This is a genomic window from Ruegeria sp. YTSA108, assembly GCF_059610185.1.
This window is the reverse complement of the sequence record NZ_JBXWND010000008.1, coordinates 74,387-99,862: the sequence shown is the minus strand read 5'-3', so window position 1 is coordinate 99,862 and position 25,476 is coordinate 74,387. Positions and strand designations below refer to the sequence as shown.

Below are 25,476 nucleotides of genomic sequence, written 5' to 3'. Positions count from 1 at the left end.
ATTCGATCCAGTCATTTCTGTTGGGTTAAAGGCTGGCTTTCATCTCCAGTCGGCGGGCGTGCAGGACAGGTTCGGTATAACCCGAAGGCTGAACACGGCCTTTGAAAACCAAATCACAGGCCGCCTGGAAGGCGATCCCGTCGAAACCGGGAGCCATTGGGCGATACGCCGGATCGCTATCATTCTGCCGATCGACCACCACGGCCATTTTCCGCATCGCGGCCATGACTTGCGCCTCATCGACAGTGCCATGATGCAGCCAGTTGGCCAAGGCCTGAGACGAAATCCGGCAGGTGGCACGGTCTTCCATCAGGCCAACATCATTGATGTCCGGCACTTTCGAACAGCCAACGCCTTGATCGACCCAGCGAACCACATAGCCCAGGATGCCTTGCGCGTTGTTTTCGATCTCACGCGCAATCTCATCATCGCTGAGGTTGCGGCCGCCCAGCAAAGGCACGGTCAGCAGATCATCCAGCGTACCACGTGCGCCACCGGCAGCCAATTCGTCCTGGCGCTCTAGGACGTTGACCTTATGATAATGTGTTGCATGCAGAGTCGCGGCAGTCGGCGACGGCACCCAGGCGCAAGTTGCGCCCGATTTCGGGTGACCGATCTTGGCGTCCAGCATGTCACCCATACGGTCGGGCATCGCCCACATGCCTTTGCCTATCTGTGCCTTGCCCTTCAAGCCACATGCCAGACCGATATCAACATTGCGATCTTCATAAGACGCAATCCACGGCGTGTTCTTTATGTCTCCCTTGGGCAGCATTGGTCCTGCCTCCATCGAGGTGTGGATCTCATCCCCGGTCCGGTCCAGAAAGCCGGTGTTGATGAAGGCCACGCGCGATTTGGCGGCGCGGATACATTCCTTAAGGTTCGCCGAGGTGCGGCGCTCTTCATCCATAATACCGAGCTTAACGGTATTCCGCGGCAGGCCAAGGATGTCTTCAACCATATCGAAAATTTCGACGGCAAAGGCGACCTCTTCGGGGCCGTGCATCTTGGGCTTTACCACGTAGACCGAACCAGTGACCGAGTTGCCCCCATCGCGCTGCAGGTCGTGCATCGCAATCAGAGTGGTGCACAGCGCGTCCATCAGACCTTCGCCGATCTCGCGCCCTTCGGCATCCAGAACGGCGGGGTTGGTCATCAGGTGCCCCACATTGCGGACCAGCATCAGCGACCGGCCCTTAAGAACACCAGCGCCACCGTCCGCCGCGGTAAAAGTCAGATCATCGGACAGTTTGCGTGTAAAAGTCGTGCCGCCTTTGCAGACCTCTTCGGTCAGATCACCCTTCATCAGGCCCAGCCAGTTGCCATAGGCAACCACCTTGTCCTCGGCATCCACACAGGCGACTGAATCTTCGCAGTCCATGATCGTCGACAGCGCCGATTCAAGATGCACGTCAGCAATACCGGCCGGGTCGGTGGCGCCAATGGTGCTAGAGGTGTCAATCACGACTTTGACATGCAGACCGTTGTTCTTCAGCAGAACAAAGTCCGGGTTTTCAGCGGCACCGCCAAAACCCACAAACTGCGCTGCATCTGCCAGCGCAGGCACCAGAACCCCATTTTCAACGCGCAGTTCTGACATTTCAGCCCAAGATCCGCTGGCCAGCGGGGCGGCATCGTCCAGAAACGCTTTGGCCCAAGCAATCACGCGTGCTCCGCGCGCATTATCATAACCACCACCGACGGGAAGATCGCCCATCGCATCGGTGCCATAAAGCGAGTCATACAAGCTGCCCCAGCGCGCATTCGCAGCGTTCAGTGCAAAACGCGCATTGGTAATAGGAACCACCAGCTGAGGACCGGGAATCAACGCGATCTCGGGATCGACATTGTCGGTTTCGATCTGAAAATCCCCGCCTTCAGCCACCAAATAGCCGATCTCGCGCAGGAAATCCTGATAGGCGGCAGCATTATGCGGCTGGCCATTGTTTTCCAAATGCCAGGCATCGACGCGCCCCTGGATATCGGCCCGCTTTGCCAAAAGTGTACGGTTCTTTGGACCCAACTCGTGAACCATCTGCGCAAGCCCGTTCCAGAAGGTGTCAGCCGCAACGCCTGTTCCAGACAAAGCACGCCCTTCTATGAATTCAGTCAGAATCCCGTCGACCTTGAGTCCGCTCCGCATCTGTCTGCTGCTCATGCCACATTCCCTCGTATGTACGCCGTTGTATACAGGCCCCAATTAGGGCGGATATTTCCGATAGGCAACATGTCTTGGTCAGTTTGGGTCTTTGGTCGTCAGGCCACTTCGACATCGACAGATACTTATCGCCTATTGAGCAAGCTTACTTGCACCGCTTGCAGCCCATCGCAGCAACCCATAACGTCGCGCCTGATACCAACCCATTCGAGGCCACCGATGCGCGACGCAGCCCCCACGACGATCTATCTGAAAGACTACACTCCGTTTGGTTATCTGGTGGACAGCGTACATCTGACCTTTGATCTGGCCCCAAATGCGACCCGAGTGACTTCGCGCATCGCCTTCCGGCCCAATCCTGATGCCTTAGACCGTCAGTTTTTCCTGCATGGTGAGCAACTGAAACTGATCCGTGCTACTGTTGACGGGGTTGAGATCACTCCAGACGTTACAGAGACCGGCCTGACAGCGGTTGTCCCCGACGCGGCATTTGTCTGGGAAGCCGAGGTCGAAATCGACCCAGGCAACAACACTGCACTTGAGGGGCTCTACATTTCGAACGGCATGTATTGCACCCAATGCGAGGCCGAGGGGTTTCGCAAGATCACCTTCTATCCCGACCGGCCCGACGTGATGTCGATCTTCACCGTACGCATTAATGGCGCGTTGCCGGTTCTGCTGTCGAACGGCAACCCGACCGGCAAGGGGGATGGCTGGGCCGAATGGAATGACCCCTGGCCCAAACCCGCCTATCTGTTCGCCCTTGTCGCAGGCGACCTGATTACACATCCCGGTCAGTTCACAACCAAATCGGGCCGCGAGGTTGAACTGAACCTGTGGGTGCGCCCGGGCGATGAGGGAAAATGCGCCTTCGGTATGGAGGCGCTGAAGAAGTCGATGAAATGGGACGAGGACGTCTATGGCCGCGAATACGACCTGGATGTCTTTAACATCGTCGCCGTCGATGATTTCAACATGGGGGCGATGGAAAACAAGGGTCTGAACATTTTCAACTCGTCCGCCGTGCTGGCCAGCCCTGAGACATCCACCGATATGAATTTCGAACGGATCGAGGCGATCATCGCGCATGAGTATTTCCACAACTGGACTGGCAACCGCATCACCTGCCGCGACTGGTTTCAGCTGTGCTTGAAAGAAGGTCTGACGGTGTACCGCGATGCGCAGTTCACCTCGGACATGCGCTCGGCCCCGGTCAAACGTATCCACGATGCCATCGACCTGCGGGCGCGCCAATTCGCCGAGGATAACGGCCCGCTTTCACATCCGGTAAGGCCAGAGAGCTTTCAGGAGATCAACAACTTCTACACCGCGACGGTCTACGAAAAAGGCGCCGAGGTGATCGGCATGCTGAAACGTCTGGTAGGTGACGAGGCCTATGCGCAGGCGCTGGAGCTGTATTTTGATCGGCATGACGGTCAGGCCTGCACCATCGAGGACTGGATCAAGGTGTTTGAAGACACCACAGGTCGCGACCTGACCCAGTTCAAACGCTGGTACAGCCAGTCTGGCACCCCGCGCGTATCGGTGACCGAAGAATGGACTGATGGCATCTACACCTTGACGCTGAGACAGCGCACCGACCCGACCCCCGGACAGTCAGAAAAACTGCCGCAGGTTATCCCCGTTGCGGTCGGGCTGATCGGCGCGAACGGGGATGAAACCATGCCCACAACCATTCTGGAGTTCACTCAGGAAACCCAAAGCTTTGCTTTCGAATACACAGTAGAAGGCTGGCGCTTGCAGGGTTGCGAAGGACCGGAACGCGTGGCCGGTGCCAATCCGCCCAAACCCACGGCCTCAATCCTGCGCGATTTCTCGGCCCCCGTGATTCTGGAACATGACCAGAGCAGCGCTGAGCGAGCTTTTTTGCTGGCTCATGACAGCGACCCGTTCAACCGCTGGCAAGCAGGGCGATCTTTAGCCGAAGACACGCTGATCAAGATGATCTTGACGGATGCGGCACCGGAAACGGATTATCTCGATGGCATCCTCGCCGTATTGCGCGACAGCGATCTTGACCCGTCTTATCGCGCCTTGATGCTGGAGTTGCCGTCCCAATCTGAACTTGCTGCGATGATGCATGAACAGGGTGTCACGCCCGACCCGATGGCCATTTGGACGGCTGTTGAAACGCTGCGGCAGGTAACGGCCCAGCACGTTCAGGATCTGCTGCCCCGCCTGCACAGCGAAACCAGCATCGAAGCCCCCTTTAGCCCGGACGCAGAACAAGCTGGCCAGCGGGCTCTGGGTGGGGCCGCACTGGCGTTGACCTCACGGCTGGACGGGGGTGCAAAAGCGGCCGAGGATTATCAGCGCGCCGATAACATGACCCTTCAGCTTTCGGCTTTGTCCTGCCTGTTGCGTGCGGGCAAAGGGGAACAGGAACTGAACGCGTTTTATGACCGGTGGCAAGATGACCGGCTGGTGATGGACAAATGGTTCGGCCTGCAGGTGGCGATGTCAGCCCCGGCAGAGACTGCAGATATCGTAAGCCACCTGACCGGGCATCCGGATTTCAACTGGAAGAACCCGAACCGTTTCCGGGCTGTTCTAGGGGCATTGGCGACGAATCACGCCGGTTTCCACCGTGCTGATGGAGCTGGTTATTCTCTGCTGGCGGACTGGCTGATCAAACTGGATCCGGTCAATCCGCAGACCACGGCGCGGATGTGTTCGGCATTCCAGACGTGGAAGCGGTATGACGCAGATCGCCAGGCCCTTATCCGCAACCAGCTGACCCGCATCGCCGAAACGCCAGACCTTTCACGGGACACGACCGAAATGGTGACGCGCATCCTGAACGCATGACCCCCTATTCCTATACACGGCATAACAGGTCACCGCAGGTCATCGCAATTCTACTGTCGGTCTATGCCGCGCTGGCTGTGTTGGTCATCGCCTTTGATGCCGTCTGGTGGCTGATTGGCCTGCTGGCCCTGTTCACCCTACCCGCATTATGGGACTTTGCACAAAACACCCGTTCGGGGCTCCGGCTGGATCAGGATGGGCTGCGGTGGTTCTCGGGGCGGCGCGAGGCTGGCGTAAGATTGAGCGAAATCGACCATGTGCGCCTGGATACACGCTGGGATTTCTCGGTGCGCATGTCGCTGGTGCTGACCTCGGAAAAGCGGATTCGCCTGCCTGATGAGTCGACCCCTCCGCATAAGGAACTCGAGTCCCGCCTGAAAGAGGCTGGCCTAAAGGTTGAACGGCATCATTTCGGCCCATTTTGAAACGATCCCGAGTCTCAGGGCGCATTGACCGGAACAAAGCGACAATAAGACGGTTGTAGCTTGAATTTGAGCCAAATAGAGGCCAGTCTCTAAAGCTAGGTTACGATTTTTTTTGTTTCGAGTGTAAGCATGTTCCGGTTTCTGATGGCCCAAAAGGCCCGCGTTCCACATCCATCCTTGAAAATTGCGTCAGATTTCGACGCCGCCGATGCAGTGCTGGCCGCTGCTCTGCCAGATCAGGGTTCGGTAAATATCCCCGTCGCAAATGTCTCGGCCGATGAACTGATCGGTCAGGACGTCATCGAACTTGGCCGCGATCTGGCCCGCCAGGATCGGTGGGCAGACCTTTCTGCAAAGATGCGTGCCGCCGATGACGCGCGCGAAACTGCGCCCGATGGGATGCCAATCGCGGATTTGCTGGCATTCGGCGCTCGGTCCGATGTAGTGCTGGCGGTCGAACACGCTCTGTCCGATTATCGGGCATTGTCAGACTATGATCTTCTTGGCGGAATTTCTGAGCTTGAGGATGAAATGCGGGCGCATGAGGATGATCCGATGATCGCCCTTGTTGTGGCTATGGCGCATATTGACCTGGCCTGGGCGTGGCGCGGCACTGCGACAAACGCAGTTCTTCCCCCCTTGCACCGGTCTCGCTGCACCGCCCATTTCGACCGCGCGGCCGATATCCTGCCAAAATGCCGCGAAGCCGCGCCCAACAATGCGCTGGTTGCGGCTGTTGGCTGTGCTCTGCTGGCAGGTCAGCGCAAGTCCAATCTGCGCGTGGCTGATCAGTATGAACAGTTGATTACGTTGGACCCGCATAACCAACGCCATATGCGTGCAATGGGCACTCATCTGCTGCCACGCTGGTTCGGCAGCTATGAAGAGCTTGAGGTTCAGGCCCTGCGCAATGCAGCCCGTACCCATGACCTTTGGGGCGCCGGTGGCTACACTTGGGTCCAGTTTGATGCCATCGCCCTAGACGACGAAGCCTGCGCACGACTGGATATCGAATATTTCCTGCAGGGTTTGCACGATATACTGCGCAACCGCCCCGACCAGCAGATGGTCAATATGCTGGCTGCCTATTGTGCGATAACCATCCAGAACGGCCTTGGGGGGAATGAAAAGGCCGACGCGGTGCGCGCTCAGATCCACGACGCGGCCAACTGGCTGATCCGTGATCACCTGACCGAACTGCATCCGCTGATCTGGGCCCATGCGGCACAAGGGTTCAATAACTCGGTCCGCATCAACTCGCCCGAACGGTTTGCAGCCCGCGGGCACCGCGATGCGTTGCGGGCAATCGGTGACCTGTTTCGTGAGGAACTGCGCAGCGGCATGGATGTGACCTTTACTCCGACAGGGTTGCACCTGTCCGGACACTGATTCCCCCTTGCCCCTTTGGCGCGCCGGGCCTAATACGCAGGCTTAGACTTCTGCGGAAATGAGGCGCGCCATGCTCGACCTGACATACGAAATGCCTAAGCCCAAAACCATTGCCGGGGCCAAGCACGATTGGGAACTGGTAATCGGGATGGAGGTGCATGCGCAGGTCTCGTCCAATGCCAAGTTGTTCTCGGGCGCATCGACCCAATTCGGGGCCGAGCCGAACTCGAACGTGGCCTTCGTGGACGCGGCAATGCCGGGGATGCTGCCGGTGATCAACGAATATTGCGTCGAACAGGCCGTGCGCACCGGGTTGGGCCTGAAAGCCGATATCAACCTGAAATCGGCTTTTGACCGCAAGAATTATTTCTACCCCGACCTTCCGCAGGGTTATCAGATTTCCCAGCTTTATCAGCCCATTGTCGGCGAAGGTGAAGTTTTGGTCGAGATGGGCGACGGCACCGCGCGCATGGTGCGGATCGAACGCATCCATATGGAACAGGACGCGGGCAAATCAATCCACGACATGGACCCGCATATGTCCTTCGTCGACCTGAACCGAACCGGTGTTTGCCTGATGGAGATCGTCAGCCGCCCCGACATTCGCGGACCCGAAGAGGCCGCCGCCTATATCGCCAAGTTGCGTCAGATCCTGCGCTATCTGGGCACCTGTGATGGCAACATGCAGAACGGCAATTTGCGGGCAGACGTGAACGTCTCGATCTGTTTGCCAGGGGCCTATGAAAAGTATCAGGAAACACAGGATTTCTCGCATCTGGGCACCCGTTGTGAGATCAAGAACATGAACTCGATGCGCTTCATCCAGCAAGCCATTGAGGTCGAGGCCCGTCGCCAGATCGCCATCGTCGAAGGTGGTGGCAAGGTCGATCAGGAAACCCGCCTGTATGACCCGGACAAGGGCGAGACGCGTTCGATGCGGTCCAAGGAAGAAGCGCATGACTATCGCTACTTCCCTGACCCTGACCTGCTGCCGCTAGAGATCGAGCAGGCCTGGGTTGACGACATCGCCGCCAACCTGCCCGAGCTGCCTGACGATAAAAAAGCGCGTTTTATCAGCACGTTCGGACTGACGGACTATGACGCATCGGTGCTGACTGCTGATGTTGAATCGGCTGCCTATTTCGAAGAGGTCGCGCAGGGTCGCAATGGCAAACTGGCTGCAAACTGGGTCATTAACGAACTGTTTGGCCGCCTGAAAAAGGAAGATCACGAGATCACCGACTCGCCGGTTTCACCTGCACAGCTTGGCGGCATCATCGACCTGATTTCCTCGGACGCGATCTCGGGCAAGATCGCCAAGGACCTGTTCGAAATCGTCTATACCGAAGGCGGAGATCCGGCGCAGATCGTCGAAGACCGCGGCATGAAGCAGGTGACGGACACGGGCGCGATCGAGGCCGCTTTGGACGAGATCATAGCCGCCAATCCGGCACAGGTCGAGAAGGCCAAGGTAAACCCGAAACTGGCCGGCTGGTTCGTTGGTCAGGTGATGAAGGCGACTGGTGGCAAGGCCAATCCCAAGGCCGTCAACGAGCTGATTGCCAAGAAACTGGGATCGTAGATCTTTCGGTTTTACTGATTTCGGCGGCGGGACTTTAGCCTTTGCGCAAAGTCCCGCCGCTTGTCATTTGTGGCACCAGGCCCGCACCAGCAGATGTGCCGGAATTCGCCCGCCGCGCTATGATGACTTTCCCATTGTGATCAACCTGCTAGATTACCCGGAACTTACAGGTAGGAATTCCGATGCCCCGCTACGAATACAAAGTTGTCCCTTCCCCCCAAAAGTCTGCCAAGACCAAGGGTGAAAAGTCAGCCGAGGGACGTTTCGCTGCTTCTATTGAACAAGTGCTAAACCAGATGGGGCAGGATGGCTGGGAATATCAACGCGCCGAGTTGTTGCCCAGCGAGGAACGCTCCGGCCTGACCGGCAGCACCGTGAACTGGCGCAATGTGCTGATATTCCGCCGTGAAATTGATGTGCCTGTTGCCCCGACACCTGGCCCGACCGAAACGAAGGATGGCGTTGCTCTTGCTCAACCTGTTCCTGGTCCCGATACCGTTCAGGCCCCGGCCCCCATTGCAGAACAGGCCAAAGAGCCGCCTTTGTCGCTGAAAGGTGCTGAAACAGAAAAATCGGAAGACGAAACTGCAGAGACTGAAGGTCAAAAAACCTGATTGCCCTAACCGGGCCTGTCAAAAAAAACGGCTGTCAGGAGTAGCGTTTTGAATCTCAGCTCGTGACGTCGCGAATTAGCGTGTCCCATTGGGCAAAGACCTGATCTGGGGACAGATCGGCCTTTAGCGTAGGTGACACCTTGGACATCTGCGCCCTGAGGTCGGGTTCATGGATCAGCTTCAGCACTGCCTGTTCCAAACCACTGACATCGTTGACGGGAACCAGATATCCGTTCCGTCCGTTTTGAATGAACTCTGACGGACCGTAATCGCAATCGAAAGACACGACCGGTATCCCGCTGACCGCCGCCTCAGCGACGACATTGTGAAACCCTTCGAACCGCGAAGTGGCTACCAGAATGTCCGCACGCTGCGCCCATTCCCCGACCTCGATCGTATTGCCGGGCAGCCGAGCAACCGACTGTAGCCCCAGATCATCGCGCAGTTTCTGCAGATTTTCCCGCTCGCTGCCCTCACCATAGATAATCAACCTGGTATCTGGAGCTTGGGAATGAATGCGCTGCATCGCCTGCAGCAGCATGTCGAACCCCTTTTGCCGAACGAGGCGGCCAACCGCGACCAGTTGCACACCCCGCCTCGTGCCAGAGGATTCAACTCGCTCAAAGGGGAGGATCGGGTTCGGAATAACCATCCCCTTCTTGCGCAAAGTGAAGGGAAGATCCGCCAATCCGCGATGTGTCAGCCCGACAACCTTTGCTGCCTTTATCCCCGCAATCCCCTGAAGCGGTGCCCAAAGGGGATGTGCGTCCTGTCGCAGCGGATTGTTGCGTTCAGAAATGATAACGGGAATCCCGGTTCCAACGCTTGCCAGAAGAGTCTGAACATTCACCTTGGTCAGGAATGAGATTACAACGTCCGGTCGGAATTTCTTTATGACAGAGCGGATATGCGTAATACGTGACGCCTGTCCCGTCGCCTTTTCTGCAACGCTGAGTTCAACATCGAGATGCATCGGGAAATAGGGACCATCGGTCGGCATCTGAAAACCGGTAACGTGAACAGCACAACCGCGCCGGGCAAAATGCCCTGAAAGCATGGCTATTACTTTCTCTGCCCCCCCAGGCCCAAATCCAGCCTGCACAAAAAGAACTCTCAAAACCAAATACCTGAAAAACATCCCGTCAATTGAGGGTAGATTAGGGCCCGCGTTCGAGCAACTGTTATGCATGGAATGTTTTCACATTCAGACTGAATTTCCTGATTTGTTGCCATCACTGCAAGAAACCGGTCGAAATCACCAAAACACCGAAAAATTACCGGCCGGCTTTCACCTATCCAACCCGCGACCCTGTGCCAATCTCTGAACGATCACGGCAAAACCCGCGAATTGTCTTCGCTGCAGGGGTGCGACCGTTCCGGGCCGCGTTACAAAAGCCTGCCTAAACACCGATATCCAATGCCAAAGCATGGATCCGCGGCACGATATCTCCAAGCGCTTTGTGCACTGCGCGGTGGCGGGCAACGCGAGATTGCCCCTCGAATGCAGCCGCGCGGATTCGGATGTTGAAATGGCTTTCACCACCTTCTTGGAATCCGGCATGCCCGCGGTGGCTTTCGCTGTCGTCAACGATTTCAAGCTCATGTGGATCAAACGCCGATTGCAGGCGGCTTCGCATTTCTTCGGTCACGGTCATTTTTACGCTCAGCGGCAAAAATATTACCGCCCCCCTCTTCTACTTTCGGCTGCTTAGACTAAACTGCTGCCTCCGAGTCGAGAAGATGCGTTCTTAAGGATCATAGCATGACGAAATCAGACCCATTTGGATTCGATATGTCCGTCTCCAGCGCGAAGAAAAAAAACCCGCGTGGACGGCGTGGTATGTCTGGCGCGTCTGAAACTTCGGTGCGAATCTGTGACCATGAGGGCTGTGAAGAGCCTGGTAAATTTCGGGCCCCGAAAGCACCGGATGTTTTGGATGATTTCTTCTGGTTCTGCCAGCAGCATGTGCGCGAGTATAACCAGAAATGGAATTTCTTCGACGGCACGACCGAGGCCGAAATGAATGCTCAACAGTCTAAGGACAAAGTCTGGGAGCGTGAAACCAAACCCATGGGCGATCCCGAGGCACGTGCCTGGGCCCGTTTGGGAATCGAAGACCCGCACCAGGTGCTGGGCGCGAACAGTACCCAGAACAAAGGGCGCACTACAGGCGGAGGCGGCCGCCGCCTGCCCCCAACCGAACGTCGCGCTATCGAGATTCTGGAAGCCAATGACAGCTGGTCCAAGGCCGAAATCCGAAAGACCTATAAAAAGCTGATCAAGGTGTTGCACCCCGATATGAACGGCGGCGACCGTTCTCAGGAAGAGCAGTTGCAAGAGGTTGTCTGGGCGTGGGATCAGATCAAGGACAGCCGGAATTTTAGGTAGTGGGTTCAGTGCGCGAACGTATCGCGTAACGCAGCAGCTTCGGGGCGTTTTAGGCAACGTACGCGCGTTTGCTCAAAAGCGGGTGCCGCGTTTCGCAGTTCGGGAAATAGCTCACGGAGTTCCTCGGCATCTTCCCGATCGAAGGACATCACCGCCATTTCACCTAAAAACAAACTTTCAGTTGGCAAACCATTCGACAACAGTATCGCGTGGCGACAGCAAGCAATATGGTAGTATGTAACGGGATCATAAGTATTTACTTGGCGAATTGTATGATCGTTAACGAGATGAACTGCCGCGGCGAAAACTTTTGGCTCTCCAAACAGCAACTCTGCGCGCCAACCCTCCACGACAATCCTATGTTGTGGAGAAACGTACAAATCTCGGTCAGGCAGTCCTTTTCCGAATGCACCTTTCTGAATGCAAACCGGACGTAACTGGGGGTTTCGCTTCAAAGCTTCTGCCTGCAGGGTCTTCTCTCCGATCCACTCGATGCGTAGCAGTTCACCACTGGAAGCACGCACTTTGTCACCAACAGCGAGTTCCTCAACAGCGCGACAGCCACTTTCAGTTTCAATCAATGTCCCTTTCACGAAACACGGCACCGTTCCAGCGGGCAACCTAACGGTTACCCCAATCGAGGCATTGTTGCCATTTCCAGGCCCGCTGGAGGCTCTGACGATCAAACTCAGAGTTGTATTTGGGGGAACAATAACCCCCGGCTGCAGGTCCACTGTTAGTAAACCAGCACTGGAAATCGTAACCGAGTAATCTGAAGGGGAAAGAAGTCCGTCATCTGTTACAGATACAAACCAAGACGCTGGCTTGCTGGAGTTGTAGTCCACAGAAAATGTGTCCGTGTTCGGAGGAAAGAAAATCCTCGTTGGACCGGTAATTACTAAAGCCATGGCAACCTTTTACTTATTACTTAAACTAAGTCCAAAATAGTGTACCACCTCCACAACACATTTCAATATCTGCACGTGACGAGCCGCAAGTTGTGACGATTTCTTGTGGCATTTGCCCGAGGTCACTTTCCCGTTCGCCGAAAGTGTTGCCCTGCCTAGTTTCTACACGTCCTTAGGATGACGCTGAATCCAGAAACTGCCATCTCGACGTCTGGTATTGCCAACTGACAGTTCTGGCTCGCGACTAGCAAAGAAATCTGCTGTGTACTTGAGCAACTTGCAAAAAGCCCCATGAGACCATTTTTCATATGTCTGATAAGGTCATTTTCAACATTTGGATTATTGAATACTTACCTGCATACAGCATTTCCGACACATGGATCGGCATGTGCGTCCGAACAGGCCGCAGTGCCTTTGTTGACAAACGCGGCTTGACCTGCACCTGGTACGCGTCGCGACCAAGGATCGCCCGCGCGTCAATAGGGCCAGTTTGAAAGAAAAACCTGCTCACCTTTCCAAGGGGGCCGCTTTCCCTTGCCCTTATCTGCAATATGTTGCACCACACACGGGTTCAGAAGCCCGCGCGGGGGCCGCGGTATCAGGATAAGGACGACAGGCATGGATTGGCCGATTGACGCAAACGCAAAACCAACAGAAGAGATTTCGGTCCGAGATGTGTTCGGCATCAATTCTGACATGCAGGTCAAACGCTTTTACGAACAGACAGAACGGGTTCCCGAGATCGACCCGACATATAAGTTCGACCCAGATACGACGCTGGCAATCCTCGCAGGGTTTACCCATAACCGCCGCGTGATGATTCAGGGTTATCACGGCACCGGTAAATCGACCCATATCGAGCAGGTCGCTGCGCGACTGAACTGGCCGGCCGTGCGCGTCAATCTGGACAGCCATATCAGCCGGATCGACCTCATCGGCAAGGATGCGATCAAGCTGCGTGATGGCAAACAGGTCACGGATTTCCACGAAGGAATTCTGCCCTGGGCTCTGCGTAACCCTGTTGCTATCGTCTTTGACGAATACGATGCCGGGCGCGCAGACGTGATGTTTGTGATCCAGCGCGTTCTGGAAACCAATGGCAGCCTGACTCTGCTGGACCAGAACGAGATTCTGACCCCGCACAAATATTTCCGCCTGTTTGCCACCGCCAATACTGTTGGCCTGGGTGACACGACCGGCCTGTATCACGGCACACAACAGATCAACCAAGCCCAGATGGACCGTTGGTCTCTGGTCGCGACGCTGAACTACCTTAGCCATGACGCAGAAACGATGATCGTTCTGTCCAAAGCGCCGCATTACAACACTGCCGAGGGCCGCAAGATCGTCGCTCAGATGGTCACCGTTGCCGATCTGACTCGGACCGCGTTCATGAACGGTGATCTTTCGACCGTGATGAGCCCCCGAACGGTAATCAACTGGGCCCAAAACGCCGAGATTTTCCGCAATGTCGGCTATGCTTTCCGCCTATCCTTTCTGAACAAATGCGACGAGCTGGAGCGCCAGACAGTGGCCGAGTTCTATCAGCGGTGTTTTGACGAGGAACTCCCGGAAAGCGCTGCAAGCACCAGCTTGGGATAACAAAATATACGGAATTTCCGGGGGCTTGTGCGTGGCACAGGCTTTCGGAAGCTCTTGCAGGGCCACATCATCAAAAGCTATGAAAGTTAGCTTTTATGCATTATTGGCCAAATGTGCCTGTGCAACTTCTTGAGCCGCATCTGGAGCCAACAATCCATCGTCGTCAAGTTTCCAGATTCCAATGTGATTGTCACAGAACTCGCGAAGATGACCGCGTTTACTGACGTCTTCCGCCAATTTGGTTAAACTATCCGCCGCCTCTGTGAAGTTATGCATGGCATAATCATCAAAGTCCTGGGTTTTCCACGGCCGATCATCGCCGAAATGAAACGTCAGACTGACATTCTTGAGCATCAGCATTCGTTTCGAGTGCGCAGCGAGATTGAATAGCATTGGCTGTATGACCCCAGACATCCCGAGGCAGGAATCTGTGCGAACAAATTGATCGAAAACTTCTTTGGAAAAAACAAAGCAGTCGAAACCCGGATGCTGCATACCAACCTCGCCCATAGACAGGGGGTCATGGGAAAACCCATGCGCATCGCCAAATGTCCGACGATTGATCGTGATGGCATCGAAACCACCCGCAATAAGCTGACGTACCGCGCCATAAAAATAGGGCTGAAGACAAATATCTGCATTAGTGTAGATTACAAAATCTCCGGGTTTAGCAACGGATGCACCCTTTTCCAGAACATCAAACAAAAGTGGCAAAGGCCGAGGAATTCGAAACGTTCCGACATCCAGAACCGTGCGTTCCAGTTTTGTCGCAACTTGCAGGCCGTAATGGGCTTGAATCAGATCTTCGTCCCCATGCACCGGAACCTGCACCAAAGTTGTTTCACCTTCACCAGCCAACGGATCTGATTTGGCAGTCACCATGCTATCCAACGTAGCGCGCTGGACATCATTCATCGCTCCGTCGACAGAAAAGAAATTGACGATATGCACTAGGTTGATTGGGTCAGGATCTTTGTATTTGGGATCGAAAACGTGAACTATCTCACTCAGCGGCGTTGAGGGTGACTGACAGAAAACATTCTCGGCTAACCAGCCCGAGGGCTGTAATTCTATGGTCTGTCTTTTGATCCCGAACAATTTTCGAAATTGTCTTCTGAGTCCCATTAAACCGTCCCAAACAAATAACTATATCACGCGTTCGTGTACCGTTCGTTTTGCATTGTACTGACGGAAAAGTCACCCCCAGTTAGAATCACAGGCCACGCAGAAGCCGGGCGTTGCCTCTTTTCTACAGGTCTGGCGTTTTTGCAATTCGGGCGTGCCGCTGATTACCCGGAAAACAAGGCCGACCCTATGGTCAAGACCTATGATTGGCTCTAGGTTGCCCGAGTAGAACAAGACCGGACCTGCCACCGATGAGCAAACCCAAAGACAACCCCGCTGATCCGTTCAAGAAAGCTCTGGCCGAAGCCACCAAAGTGATGGCCGACGATCCGGAACTTACGGTGAGCTATACGGTCGACCCGTCGGGCCTGTCGGGTGAGTCGATGCGGTTGCCTCAGGTCTCGCGGCGCATGACGCGGGAAGAGGTTCTGTTGGCGCGCGGGACCGCGGATGCTTTGGCTTTGCAGCGACGCTATCACGATGATGCTACTCATAATCGCTATGCGCCTCCAGGTGACATGGCCCGCGATCTGTACGAGGCGATGGAGGTTGCCCGGTGCGAAGCGATGGGTGCGCGGGACATGCCAGGCACTGCGTCCAACATCGACGTCAAGATCGGGCACGAAGCGATCCGGCGTGGGTATGATCAATGCAAACAGCCAGCTGACGCGCCTCTTTCGGTGGCCGCCGGCTATCTGATCCGGCATCTGGCCACTGGTCGCGACCTGCCGCCTGCGGCTGACAATGTCATGAACCTGTGGCGCGGGTTTATCGAAGATCAGGCAGGGGGCGTACTGGAGAACCTTGACGAGGTACTTTCGGACCAGGCCGAATTCGCCAAGTTTGCACGCCAGATGATCAAGGATCTGGGCTATGGCGATCAGCTGGGCGATGACCCGGATGAGCTGGACGAAGATCAGGAAGATCAGGCCGAAGACGACGCCGAAGAACAGCCCGACCCCGACAGCACTGGTCAGGATGATCAGGACGAACAGGACGCGGATGCGACCCCTGAGCAGTCACAGGAAGAACAGCAGGATCAGTCTCAGGCTCAAGTCTCCATGGATGAGATGGCCGAGGATGAAATGGGAGAAGAGGCCGAGATGCCCGAGGGCGAGGCCCCGCTGGAGCCGCCTGCCCCTCCGCCTGCATCCGATGCTGATCCCGACTATAAGGTCTACCTGAGCACCCATGACGAAGAGATCGCCGCCGAGGATCTGGCGGAGCCCGCTGAGCTGGAACGCCTTCGGGCCTATCTGGATCAACAGCTAGAACCGCTGAAAGGTGCCGTCAGCCGTTTGGCCAACAAATTGCAGCGCCGGTTGCAGGCGCAACAGAACCGCAGCTGGGAGTTCGACCGCGAAGAAGGCATTCTGGACGCGGGCCGTCTGGCGCGTGTTGTTGCAAGCCCAACCACACCGCTGAGCTTTAAGGTCGAGAAGGATACTGAGTTCCGCGATACGGTGGTGACGCTGCTGTTGGATAATTCGGGCTCGATGCGCGGGCGACCTATTTCGATCGCGGCGATCTGCGCGGATGTTCTGGCACGCACGCTGGAACGCTGCAACGTCAAGGTCGAGATTCTGGGCTTTACCACGCGAGCGTGGAAAGGCGGGCTGGCGCGCGAGGCCTGGCTGAACGATGGCCGCCCACAGCAGCCCGGTCGTCTGAACGATCTGCGCCATATCATCTACAAAGGCGCGGATGCCCCGTGGCGACGCGCCCGACCCAATCTGGGGCTGATGATGAAAGAAGGTCTGCTGAAGGAAAATATCGACGGCGAGGCGCTGGAATGGGCGCATCGCCGGATGACGGCACGGCGCGAGCAGCGCAAGATTTTGATGGTAATCTCGGACGGGGCGCCGGTCGATGATTCAACGCTCAGCGTGAACCCAGCAAACTATCTGGAAAAGCACCTGCGCGATGTGATCGGGATGGTCGAAAAGCGCAAGATGGTGGAATTGCTTGCCATCGGCATCGGCCATGACGTGACCCGGTATTACGACCGCGCCGTGACCATCACGGATGTCGAGCAACTGGCCGGAGCCATGACCGAGCAACTGGCCGCTCTGTTTGACAGTGATCCGCGCGCACGAGCGCGGGTGATGGGAATGAAGAGAGTAGGCTGAATCGCCTTTTCCATAACATGGCGTCGCGCGCTCCAAACTGATAGAGGTATGACATGTTTCAGTCCTTCGCCGTGACCGCACGGCCGGAACAGGGCCCGCCTCGGCTGGCCGATCTGCGGACCGAATTGGCACGCGACGGGTTGGACGGTTTCTTGGTCCCGCGCGCAGATGTGCATCAAGGCGAGTATGTGGCCCCGCGCGACGAACGGCTTGCCTGGCTGACCGGGTTCACAGGTTCGGCCGGGTTCTGCGTGGTTTTGGCAGATAAGGCCGGCGTCTTCATTGACGGACGTTATCGTACGCAGGTCAAAGCGCAGGTCGCCGCCGATTACACACCTGTTCCATGGCCCGAGGTCAGCCTTGCCGCGTGGCTAACGGAACAACTCCCGCAGGGTGGTCGGGTTGGCTTTGATCCGTGGCTACATTCGGCGGGTCAGATCGCGAAAACGCAGACCGACCTTGAAGGCCGAGATATTACACTGGTGCGCAGCGACAATCTGGTGGACCGGGTTTGGTGGGATCAACCCGATCCACCAATGAACCCGGTAAAGCTGCACCCGATCGAATTCGCGGGCGAAAGCGCAGACAGCAAAATCGCGCGTCTGGCGCAGTCCCTGCAGGACACGGGCTGTGGCGCAGCGGTGATTACCCTGCCCGACTCGATCATGTGGTTGTTGAACATTCGGGGCTCCGATATCGGGTACAACCCGGTGGCGCATGGGTTTGCTATACTGCATGCGGATGGCCGCGTGGATCTGTTCATGGCGCACCAAAAGCTGAACGTGGCGATGGCCGATTCAGTCACAGTTCATGCGCCGGACACGTTTTTGACGGCTGTCGCAGCGCTTGACGGTAAGGTTCAGGTTGATCTTGGTACGCTGCCACAGGCAGTGGCCGATGTGCTAGAAGGGCAGATGGTCGATGGCGGCGACCCTTGTGCGCTGCCCAAAGCCTGCAAGAACCCTGCCGAAATCGCAGGCAGTGCCGAGGCACATCTGCGCGATGCTGTCGCTGTGATCGAAACGCTGTGCTGGCTGGATGCGCAAGCCGCTGGCGATGTTACGGAAACGCAGGTGGTCACTCGGCTTGAGGAGAACCGGCGCAAGGATAATGCCCTGCAGGATATCTCGTTCGATACGATTGCAGGGACAGGACCCAATGGCGCGATCATGCATTACCGGGTGACCGAGGAAACCGACAGCCTGCTGCAAGACGGTCATATCCTGGTGCTGGACAGCGGCGGACAATATTTGGATGGCACGACTGATATTACCCGGACCATTGCTATCGGCAATGTGGGTGAAGAAGAAAAAGCCTGCTTTACTCGCGTGCTGAAAGGCATGATCGCCATGTCTATGCTGCGCTGGCCTGCCGGGTTGGCTGGACGTGATATCGAATCCGTGGCGCGTATTCCCCTATGGGCAGCGGGTCAGGACTTTAATCACGGTGTCGGGCACGGCGTCGGTGCCTATCTGAGTGTGCATGAGGGCCCTCAGCGTCTGTCCAAAGCCAGCCATGAGCCCTTGCTGCCGGGCATGATCTTGTCGAATGAGCCGGGTTACTACCGCGAAGGTGCGTTTGGAATCAGGATTGAAAACCTTTTGGTGGTGCAATCTGCCCCTACCCTGCCCAGTGGTGACGCGGAACGTCCCATGTTGGAATGGCGCACATTGACCTATGTCCCTATCGACCGACGCTTGGTTCTGACCGATATGCTGACGGCAGTCGAACGCGACTGGCTCAACGCATATCACCGCGAAGTTGCCGAAAAAGTTCGACCAAGGCTGGGAGATGACGCCCAACTGTGGTTGGATGCCGCAACCGCACCGATCTGACACCGCATCGTTACATATACCGGGCAGTGGACAAGCGGGAAACCGGACCAGAGGAAAGAGCAAAGATGACCGAGATCACCATTCGCAAGACACCAGGCAAATGGAGCGTCCGTTCAGGAGGCGCCATTCTGGGTGAAACCACAAATGCTCTGGAATTGCTCGAGGGCGATCTTGATCCGGTCATCTATTTCCCTCGTACCGATATCGCGATGGCATTTCTGGATGTTACCGACAAGGTCACGCAGTGCAAACACAAGGGCCAAGCCACGCATTTTTCGATCGTCAACAAATCCTCGGTCACTGAAAACGCTGCTTGGAGCTATGAAGACCCGATCCATTCTGCCTTAGACATCAAAGGCCATGTCGCCTTCTACCCGCTTGATTCCGTGAAGGTCGAACAAATCTGACGTATGTCCCAGATGCGCAATACCTCTACTCAATCGAGTTGTTGCACAATATGAAAGGCCAGATCGCTTTGGCCTTCACGTCAAAATCTGGCTCGAAGTAAGAGAACGATCCTTTACGCTGGATACCACGAAAGTATCAAACGAGCCCGACCTGCACCTTGGGATTTCTCGCTGCGCCTACACTAAAAACTGCTTTTTTCCGGTATTCATGGCGCAGTTTCTTGGCAAAACCCACGCCCAAAATGGTCTGTTTTTCTGGCACCAAATAGATTTGTTTTTGGTCGATCTAATGCCGCAAACAAGGTGAGTTTAGAGAGTTAAACTGAAGCCTGCTCAAGATCTAAAACTCATCAAATTCCGGAACATTTCCAAGCCTAATGATAAAGCTCGGCGCCCCGACCTCGCCACTGTTCGGGTCCTCACTGACCATGTAGGCATCGGCGCCAGCGCAATCGTCGGATAGCGCTTCCCTTTCTGCTCTGTTTTGTGCTTCCGCCGCCGTGGAGTATTCAAATTGCTTGCCAATTTTCAAGTTTCCTTGCCCTCCGCGACCGGGCTTATTTTCCACATATGTCTGGCAGATATAGTGAATTTTTTCTGAGCTCTCATCTGAGATTGTCATGGCAGTATCCGTAAAATGAGTATGGGTGCGATTGATGCATGGGAAAAACAATGTTCGCTAGCCGCTTTGTTCGTGGTTCGATCATTCCAGTCGCGCAAAAAGAAGGGGCGACAATCCTGTCACCGCTTTTTGACGGGCTTCGGCGGACAGGCTTCAGATAATATATTCGCATCCCTTTCGAGCCGAGTTTTGCGGAGCCGGGCATTCTTGATCTGTCTTTGCTCTGCTTCTTCGTTGACCATTTCTCTAACGATCCGCGTTGTTTTGTCCATCGGTGTTTCCGCCTTGGGAACGTGTGCATTGAAGACAGTTTTTTTGTCAGCTTTGCCAATGGTTATTCTCCTAACCGTTTTCAACGGTGCATTTATCAGTTGAGTGATCAAATCGATGCTAGGTGGGTGCCTGATCCTTGAGAGACATGCGCGTGTCGTGAATGACTGCCACGGAGCAACTTTGTCTTAACGTCGGGAGCGGACATAGCATTCATCAACGCACTATAGTTCATTTGGAACTTCATTTCCGATCCTACGCTTTGCGTCGAATGGTAAGTGCCAACGACAAGATGATCGCTTGTTGCACCAATAAGCCTGTATCCAGGGGGCATCGAAAGCCCCAAAATGTCCGTATCTTGCTGACCAACGGCCAGAATTATTTGTGTGCTCTGTCCGCTTTTCGGGACGAGGTGAAGTCTTTTGAATACCGGATCGCAGATGCTCTGAGGGTGAGATGCAGGTTTGGACCCTGTTTCAATTACCTCAGCGATAAGTATGAAGGCATCCGTATACATCCCGCCTATTTGATCTCCGGAAACCGGATCAACGCCCAGAAGTATTGCTTCCCCCAGCCTTAGATCGTTGATGCGACAAGCTGGGTGTCCGCCGAGGGCCCAAGGAAGGTTGGCCGAGTTTCCGCCAGATACCGTGTGAAGGAAGGGACCATACTGCCCCTCTGTTTCATTCGCCAGGTCAGATAGGGCCTCCATATCTGCAGCATTCGGGGCAATTCCCCCCAGACATGCAAAGTTCGCTCCGATGCCTTTCAGCGTAACGCCGGGCATGTCCACCACTTGCTGTGCAACCGAGCCGAGGTCCTTTGGCATGATCCCTTCGCGCAGATCGCCCATCTCAACCATCAGGATAATGCCGTGAATGCAGTCTTTCCGGATCGCGGCGGCGGCCAGAGCGGTAATCACGAGGATTTCTGTATTGTAGCTCGCCTCACAGTATTGGATGACCTGATCGACCTGGCTCAGCGTTGGTGTACGGATCAATGTGATCGGGCATGTCATGCCCGCGTTGCGTAACCTTCGCACGTTACTAAGCCGCGCTTCCGCAAGCCCCACAGCGCCGCCGTCGAGCATTGCCTGAGCGATGGCTGGATGCCCGCACACTGCCTTGGTCACACCGGTGACACCGATGCCGCGTGTCTTGAGGCGCTCGACAACAGTCTTCGCATTGTGACGTATCTTGCTCAGATGCACCTCAATGCGAGGGGTACTCATATCGCAGCCACGGGTGTCGAGTGATGTAACCCAGGGTAAGCGGCAACAACCATTGCAAGCAAATGCGAAGCCGGCCGGCTGAGTACATCCGTTACCGGCAGCCCGAGTATTTGTGACTGTGCAGCGATCGTGTCGGTTACCTCGGCCTCGGACATCCCCTCATGATTGAGCGTGACACCAATGACCTTTGTGTCAGCAAATGCTTCGATAAGTGCAATCTCACTTGCAGGCTTGGGCATCGGCATATTGGGAAAGTCACAGCGATGCGCGCGCTTTGGAGCGTGCTGGAGGATTACGGCGTCCGGCTGGCTGCCCCGCAGGATAAAGGCGGATGTGCAGAATGCCGGATGGCTCAACGCGCCTTGACCTTCGATCAATATGACATCGGGTCGTTCAGACTCGGAAGCGTCAACGATCGCGCCTTCAAGTTCGCCGCAACAGAACTGCGGCGGTACGGCATCCATTGCCACCCCATATTTTGCACCCTGCATCAAACCTGTCTGGCCCGTACCAACAAGGACAGTCTTGATGCCCCTTGCGTTCAAGGCACGGGCTAAAACAGTCGCTGTTGTCCGCTTTCCGATGGCGCAGTCGGTCCCAAGAACAGCTATGCGCAGTGCTTTCACACCTGCAATACTTCCATCGAACAGGCGCATATCCTTGCTGGGTTTGGGTTTGCGAATATCTCGGATGGTGACTTTGCGTTCGACCGCAAAAGAGGCGATTTCTGGATCATCGCCCAGATATTCATGCAATCCACTGACGATGTTCATACCAAGTGAAATCGCGTCGAGAACAACGTCACGATCTGTCGATGAGAGCCTGCCCGTAGATGGTGCCATCCCGTAAATGAGGGTTTCTGGGATTACAGCTTCATGGACAACAGCAGCGTCCAGACTTCTGAAGACCGGAATGTGGTTTACAGTATCGTCAAGAACCAACCCGCTGTCTTTGCCGTCGTGATCGCTATCGATGACAGACAGGATCCTGTAGGCCTCTGAATGGCGAACGAGGCCATTTGCAGTTTTGCCATCCGCCTTGGCAAAGTTACCTTGGCAATAGACAATCGCAGTTGGCGGCAAGATGATCTGAGTGGCAGAAGTTGATCTTATGGGTTCGTCGCTGGCAAATGGCGGCGCCTGCGCCCCGCTAACAGGACGACGGATCGTGTTTGCCACGTTAAAGTCGGTTTTCATGATGTTTCCTTTGTGTGGTCGACACCCAAGGCAACACGGTCGTCACCATCGGATACCAAAGTCGAAATAGTCGCGCCGCGCGCTCAGTTATCGAGAACGCACAGACCTTTAGATGACTTGAAATTCTTGTTGCAGTTCCAACGGTTTCCGGACCTGTCAAGATGGGCATTCGCAGGAAGCTCTATTGTTTCGCAATTCACACCTGAGGTCGCGTATCCCCGCTCGCACTTCCATCCCGTGCCGTACGTTGCATCGTCCAAGTAGGCATGTTCAGGGATCATGACGGCCGCGCACGTGCCATCCTGTACAAAATATCCACGTTCACATGTCCAGGGTTGGCCGTATCCTGATGAATTCAAATACGCGTTGGCCGGGACCACAATGGCGACGCAACGGTCGTCCAATGCTTCGAACCCACGTTTGCATTCCCACGCGGGTCCATAGGTCGTATCAGCCAGATAAGCGTTTGCGGGTACGACAATTTCTTGGCACGTATCGTCGATTTTGAGAAAACCGCGCGAGCAATGCCAGCGTTCACCTGATGAATCAAGGAATCCGCCATCGGGTACAATCACCGCAACACAGGTCGCTTCATCGTTCTCGCGAAAACCATGAAGACATTCCCAACCTAAACCATAGGTACGGTTGGTCGGATAGGCATTTTCTGGCACTACGACAGCTGCGCAGACGTCGCCACTCAACCTATACCCGGCGTTGCATTTCCAACCGTCACCGTAACTTGTTGCAGTGGCATTTTCTGGCACCGATTGCGATGTAGATTGAGCGAATGCAGGCATCGAAAATAAAAGCAAAGCACAGAGTGTAAACCCAATCAGCACCGCACTCATCTGAATGCCTAGTGACAGATTTGCGCGCCAAGTCGTCCGAAAGAGTTGCGGCATTGCCTTTGCCTTATGATCCATCCAGCTCAAGCCCCGCGATACAGGCATCTGCGAGGTCGCGGCTTGGCGAATCTGACCCCGGCAGTGTTGCCCAACCTGTATCCATCATGGCCTTGCGGCGGTTAAAGCCAGAGGCCTCTTGCAGTGTTTCGATTATTTCTTCGCGCTTGGGGTCAGCGGTTGACCTGTTCAGGCAGACCGGCACCATCGCAAGCGTTACTTCTTCGCTTGCATGGTCTTTCGCCAATTCTTGAGCGCTGCCGCTGGTTGTCCATCCGCCCCACGTAAAGCCAAGGATTGAGACCGCAACCGCACCACACAAAGCACCGTAGATGCCTGGTTTCGTCCATTCTGGAAATGTCATTTTAGTTCCTCTGGCGGAGAAAGCGCCGCCTCGCTGTTTTATGTCTTTCTGCGCAATCTTAATCTTGCGCCCAGGCCATTCTCAGGACGCGATGGTCGATAGGCGCAGTTCTTGCCTATCGGAAGCTCATTTGATCAACGGTTGCGTTGTGGTTTATTGGCAAGCCATCGGTGCGTCTGATCACCACAAACGGATCAACTAACATCACAAGCGATGTGGTCGTGCGCGATAACATCGGCAACTTTCCCAAACATCAAATCCAAGTAGAGGACGTGACAGCTGAATTTTCATGATGGAAGAACTTAGTTCACTCTAGCAGGCGATACGCCTGGGCTGCAGAAAACCAGAACTTTAGTGTTCCCTATGTAACCACTTGGAGCCGCAATTACAACGCTCGTGGCCCTACCGCTGTTCCCAAGGCCCCGATACCGATCAAAAAATGGTTTCAACCTGGCATTTGCTTTGTGTATCGGCAAATCCGTGACCACTTATGTAGCCTTTTTACTATGTCACTCTGAAACTGGCATTCGCTGCATCAAGGAAAACATGCGGTGAGGGCAGATAATGCTTGGACGTTTTACCGAAAAGTGTGGGTTTGTCTCTGATCTCACATGCTGTTTTGAGTGTGCCTCGCCAAACATTTCTGAGCGATTTTTTGGATGATGACAGGTTGGACTGACGCGCAGGGAAAAATCGGAATTTGGCGAGAAAACGGGCGTGGGTAACGCCTGAGACGCGCCGCCAAACGGATCGGCTGGGCGCCTCACCGACCTAGCCACGACCGATTTCGTCAAGCAATTCGGCTGTCGTCACCTGACGGCAGTAGCCTTTGATCGTTTGCAGGGAATTGTCGTGACGCTCTTGCGTGTAGGTCATGCAGGCATCCGTCACTTGGGTGACCAGATAGCCCAGATCACAAGCATCGCGAATTGCGCTTTCGACGCATTGATCGGTCACGATCCCTGCCAGCACCAATTGCTTTATGCCGAGATTGCGCAGCACGTAATCTATGTGGGTCGAGACAAAGACTGAGGACGAAGATTTTGGAAACACGATCTCATCATCGGCTGGTGCCAGTTCGTCGATCACCTTGCCGTCCCAGGATCCTTTGGGCACGTTGAAGCCCGTGATTTTGTAATCCAGAGATCTGTCGCGCCCGTCTTTGGTCAGACTTTCAATCGTTGTGTAAAGAACCTCGATTCCCGCCGCGCGAAATCCCTTTTGCAAGGCTTGCATATTAGGTACGATACGGGATTTCAGCTGCTCAAAAAACCAGCCAAACTTTGCGTCAAACTCGGCATTTGTCAGCCCTTCGAATTCGGCACCATCCCTGTGGGCTGCAAAGTTCTGCACGTCAATAAACAGCAATCCCGATTGGTCATGTTCTAGTGGAAGATCGCGGGTCAATTCCATGTCTGTCTCTGCTTTCAAATGTATGCCCAAGAGGTCTAATTTTATGAATGAGGGGGATCATGACGTCCATACTAAAAGAAAATAAA

Annotated in this window: 21 protein-coding genes; 10 read left to right on the top strand and 11 right to left on the bottom strand. The window is 55.2% G+C overall.

Annotated elements, in window-relative coordinates; all coding sequences use genetic code 11:
- Window positions 1-25 precede the first annotated feature (25 nt).
- Window positions 26-2,158, bottom strand: coding sequence for a malate synthase G (locus AC2FHW_RS12795; RefSeq protein WP_496822024.1), 2,133 nt, complete (start codon window positions 2,156-2,158; stop codon window positions 26-28).
- Window positions 2,159-2,377: 219 nt separating this feature from the next.
- Here AC2FHW_RS12795 and pepN point away from each other — a divergent pair, with 219 nt between their 5' ends.
- The 5 genes from pepN (at window position 2,378) to AC2FHW_RS12770 (ending at window position 8,997) form a co-directional block, all read left to right on the top strand.
- Window positions 2,378-4,987, top strand: coding sequence for an aminopeptidase N (gene pepN / locus AC2FHW_RS12790; RefSeq protein WP_496822022.1), 2,610 nt, complete (start codon window positions 2,378-2,380; stop codon window positions 4,985-4,987).
- Window positions 4,984-5,412: a hypothetical protein gene (locus AC2FHW_RS12785; RefSeq protein WP_271950240.1), complete on the top strand. Its 429-nt coding sequence runs from the start codon at window positions 4,984-4,986 to the stop codon at window positions 5,410-5,412. Before pepN ends, AC2FHW_RS12785 begins: the two co-directional genes overlap by 4 nt.
- A 177-nt stretch (window positions 5,413-5,589) precedes the next feature.
- Window positions 5,590-6,801 carry a hypothetical protein gene (locus AC2FHW_RS12780; RefSeq protein ID WP_246097153.1) on the top strand — a complete coding sequence of 404 codons (1,212 nt, stop codon included), beginning with the start codon at window positions 5,590-5,592 and terminating at the stop codon, window positions 6,799-6,801.
- 70 nt (window positions 6,802-6,871) lie between these two features.
- Window positions 6,872-8,383, top strand: coding sequence for an Asp-tRNA(Asn)/Glu-tRNA(Gln) amidotransferase subunit GatB (gatB, locus tag AC2FHW_RS12775; RefSeq protein WP_271950243.1), 1,512 nt, complete (start codon window positions 6,872-6,874; stop codon window positions 8,381-8,383).
- 182 nt (window positions 8,384-8,565) lie between these two features.
- Window positions 8,566-8,997: a DUF4177 domain-containing protein gene (locus AC2FHW_RS12770; protein WP_281972785.1), complete on the top strand. Its 432-nt coding sequence runs from the start codon at window positions 8,566-8,568 to the stop codon at window positions 8,995-8,997.
- A gap of 55 nt (window positions 8,998-9,052) precedes the next feature.
- Here AC2FHW_RS12770 and AC2FHW_RS12765 read toward each other — a convergent pair whose 3' ends face one another.
- A complete protein-coding gene (locus tag AC2FHW_RS12765; protein WP_496822020.1) occupies window positions 9,053-10,135 on the bottom strand; it encodes a glycosyltransferase family 4 protein in 1,083 nt (360 codons plus the stop codon).
- 262 nt (window positions 10,136-10,397) lie between these two features.
- Window positions 10,398-10,652, bottom strand: a complete 255-nt coding sequence (locus AC2FHW_RS12760; protein ID WP_142634975.1) for a BolA family protein — start codon at window positions 10,650-10,652, stop codon at window positions 10,398-10,400.
- A gap of 107 nt (window positions 10,653-10,759) precedes the next feature.
- Here AC2FHW_RS12760 and AC2FHW_RS12755 point away from each other — a divergent pair, with 107 nt between their 5' ends.
- Entirely contained in the window at window positions 10,760-11,386 is a 627-nt protein-coding gene (locus tag AC2FHW_RS12755) for a J domain-containing protein (RefSeq protein WP_142634977.1), read from the top strand.
- Window positions 11,387-11,391: 5 nt separating this feature from the next.
- Here AC2FHW_RS12755 and AC2FHW_RS12750 read toward each other — a convergent pair whose 3' ends face one another.
- The gene (locus AC2FHW_RS12750; protein WP_142634979.1) at window positions 11,392-12,294 is read right to left on the bottom strand and encodes a Hint domain-containing protein; all 903 of its coding nucleotides are present in this window, start codon (window positions 12,292-12,294) and stop codon (window positions 11,392-11,394) included.
- A 618-nt stretch (window positions 12,295-12,912) separates the two neighbouring features.
- Here AC2FHW_RS12750 and cobS point away from each other — a divergent pair.
- Window positions 12,913-13,896, top strand: coding sequence for a cobaltochelatase subunit CobS (gene cobS / locus AC2FHW_RS12745; RefSeq protein ID WP_271950250.1), 984 nt, complete (start codon window positions 12,913-12,915; stop codon window positions 13,894-13,896).
- A 93-nt stretch (window positions 13,897-13,989) separates the two neighbouring features.
- Here cobS and AC2FHW_RS12740 read toward each other — a convergent pair whose 3' ends face one another.
- The gene (locus AC2FHW_RS12740; protein WP_496822018.1) at window positions 13,990-14,847 is read right to left on the bottom strand and encodes a hypothetical protein; all 858 of its coding nucleotides are present in this window, start codon (window positions 14,845-14,847) and stop codon (window positions 13,990-13,992) included.
- A 425-nt stretch (window positions 14,848-15,272) separates the two neighbouring features.
- On the opposite strand from AC2FHW_RS12740, the gene cobT reads away from it, so the two are divergent.
- From cobT to AC2FHW_RS12725, 3 genes are all read left to right on the top strand, one after another.
- Window positions 15,273-17,150, top strand: coding sequence for a cobaltochelatase subunit CobT (gene cobT, locus AC2FHW_RS12735; RefSeq protein WP_142634986.1), 1,878 nt, complete (start codon window positions 15,273-15,275; stop codon window positions 17,148-17,150).
- 53 nt (window positions 17,151-17,203) lie between these two features.
- A complete protein-coding gene (locus AC2FHW_RS12730) occupies window positions 17,204-18,985 on the top strand; it encodes an aminopeptidase P family protein (RefSeq protein WP_142634988.1) in 1,782 nt (593 codons plus the stop codon).
- Window positions 18,986-19,050: 65 nt separating this feature from the next.
- Complete coding sequence (locus tag AC2FHW_RS12725) at window positions 19,051-19,392, top strand: DUF427 domain-containing protein (RefSeq protein ID WP_142634990.1); 342 nt, start codon at window positions 19,051-19,053, stop codon at window positions 19,390-19,392.
- Between the two features lie 340 nt (window positions 19,393-19,732).
- Here AC2FHW_RS12725 and AC2FHW_RS12720 read toward each other — a convergent pair whose 3' ends face one another.
- From AC2FHW_RS12720 to AC2FHW_RS12695, 6 genes are all read right to left on the bottom strand, one after another.
- Window positions 19,733-20,014, bottom strand: a complete 282-nt coding sequence (locus AC2FHW_RS12720; RefSeq protein ID WP_142634991.1) for a hypothetical protein — start codon at window positions 20,012-20,014, stop codon at window positions 19,733-19,735.
- A 379-nt stretch (window positions 20,015-20,393) separates the two neighbouring features.
- Window positions 20,394-21,515, bottom strand: a complete 1,122-nt coding sequence (locus tag AC2FHW_RS12715; RefSeq protein WP_271950258.1) for an alanine/ornithine racemase family PLP-dependent enzyme — start codon at window positions 21,513-21,515, stop codon at window positions 20,394-20,396.
- Complete coding sequence (locus AC2FHW_RS12710; protein ID WP_496728855.1) at window positions 21,512-22,711, bottom strand: N-acetyltransferase DgcN family protein; 1,200 nt, start codon at window positions 22,709-22,711, stop codon at window positions 21,512-21,514. The genes AC2FHW_RS12715 and AC2FHW_RS12710 overlap by 4 nt, the downstream gene beginning before the upstream one ends.
- Window positions 22,712-22,794: 83 nt before the next feature.
- Complete coding sequence (locus AC2FHW_RS12705; protein ID WP_496822016.1) at window positions 22,795-23,634, bottom strand: hypothetical protein; 840 nt, start codon at window positions 23,632-23,634, stop codon at window positions 22,795-22,797.
- Window positions 23,624-23,977, bottom strand: coding sequence for a hypothetical protein (locus AC2FHW_RS12700; RefSeq protein ID WP_142635000.1), 354 nt, complete (start codon window positions 23,975-23,977; stop codon window positions 23,624-23,626). Before AC2FHW_RS12700 ends, AC2FHW_RS12705 begins: the two co-directional genes overlap by 11 nt.
- Before the next feature lie 771 nt (window positions 23,978-24,748).
- Window positions 24,749-25,390, bottom strand: a complete 642-nt coding sequence (locus tag AC2FHW_RS12695) for a cysteine hydrolase family protein (protein WP_496701675.1) — start codon at window positions 25,388-25,390, stop codon at window positions 24,749-24,751.
- Between the last annotated feature and the right edge of the window lie 86 nt (window positions 25,391-25,476).

Excerpts from the sequence above, each read along its gene's own strand:
- AC2FHW_RS12795 (WP_496822024.1), bottom strand. The coding sequence starts at position 2,158 with ATGAGCAGCAGACAGATGCGGAGCGGACTCAAGGTCGACGGGATTCTG.
- pepN (WP_496822022.1), top strand. The coding sequence starts at position 2,378 with ATGCGCGACGCAGCCCCCACGACGATCTATCTGAAAGACTACACTCCG.
- AC2FHW_RS12785 (WP_271950240.1), top strand. The coding sequence starts at position 4,984 with ATGACCCCCTATTCCTATACACGGCATAACAGGTCACCGCAGGTCATC.
- gatB (WP_271950243.1), top strand. The coding sequence starts at position 6,872 with ATGCTCGACCTGACATACGAAATGCCTAAGCCCAAAACCATTGCCGGG.
- AC2FHW_RS12770 (WP_281972785.1), top strand. The coding sequence starts at position 8,566 with ATGCCCCGCTACGAATACAAAGTTGTCCCTTCCCCCCAAAAGTCTGCC.
- AC2FHW_RS12765 (WP_496822020.1), bottom strand. The coding sequence starts at position 10,135 with ATGTTTTTCAGGTATTTGGTTTTGAGAGTTCTTTTTGTGCAGGCTGGA.
- AC2FHW_RS12760 (WP_142634975.1), bottom strand. The coding sequence starts at position 10,652 with ATGACCGTGACCGAAGAAATGCGAAGCCGCCTGCAATCGGCGTTTGAT.
- AC2FHW_RS12755 (WP_142634977.1), top strand. The coding sequence starts at position 10,760 with ATGACGAAATCAGACCCATTTGGATTCGATATGTCCGTCTCCAGCGCG.
- AC2FHW_RS12750 (WP_142634979.1), bottom strand. The coding sequence starts at position 12,294 with ATGGCTTTAGTAATTACCGGTCCAACGAGGATTTTCTTTCCTCCGAAC.
- cobS (WP_271950250.1), top strand. The coding sequence starts at position 12,913 with ATGGATTGGCCGATTGACGCAAACGCAAAACCAACAGAAGAGATTTCG.
- cobT (WP_142634986.1), top strand. The coding sequence starts at position 15,273 with ATGAGCAAACCCAAAGACAACCCCGCTGATCCGTTCAAGAAAGCTCTG.
- AC2FHW_RS12730 (WP_142634988.1), top strand. The coding sequence starts at position 17,204 with ATGTTTCAGTCCTTCGCCGTGACCGCACGGCCGGAACAGGGCCCGCCT.
- AC2FHW_RS12725 (WP_142634990.1), top strand. The coding sequence starts at position 19,051 with ATGACCGAGATCACCATTCGCAAGACACCAGGCAAATGGAGCGTCCGT.
- AC2FHW_RS12720 (WP_142634991.1), bottom strand. The coding sequence starts at position 20,014 with ATGACAATCTCAGATGAGAGCTCAGAAAAAATTCACTATATCTGCCAG.
- AC2FHW_RS12715 (WP_271950258.1), bottom strand. The coding sequence starts at position 21,515 with ATGAGTACCCCTCGCATTGAGGTGCATCTGAGCAAGATACGTCACAAT.
- AC2FHW_RS12710 (WP_496728855.1), bottom strand. The coding sequence starts at position 22,711 with ATGAAAACCGACTTTAACGTGGCAAACACGATCCGTCGTCCTGTTAGC.
- AC2FHW_RS12705 (WP_496822016.1), bottom strand. The coding sequence starts at position 23,634 with ATGGATCATAAGGCAAAGGCAATGCCGCAACTCTTTCGGACGACTTGG.
- AC2FHW_RS12700 (WP_142635000.1), bottom strand. The coding sequence starts at position 23,977 with ATGACATTTCCAGAATGGACGAAACCAGGCATCTACGGTGCTTTGTGT.
- AC2FHW_RS12695 (WP_496701675.1), bottom strand. The coding sequence starts at position 25,390 with ATGGAATTGACCCGCGATCTTCCACTAGAACATGACCAATCGGGATTG.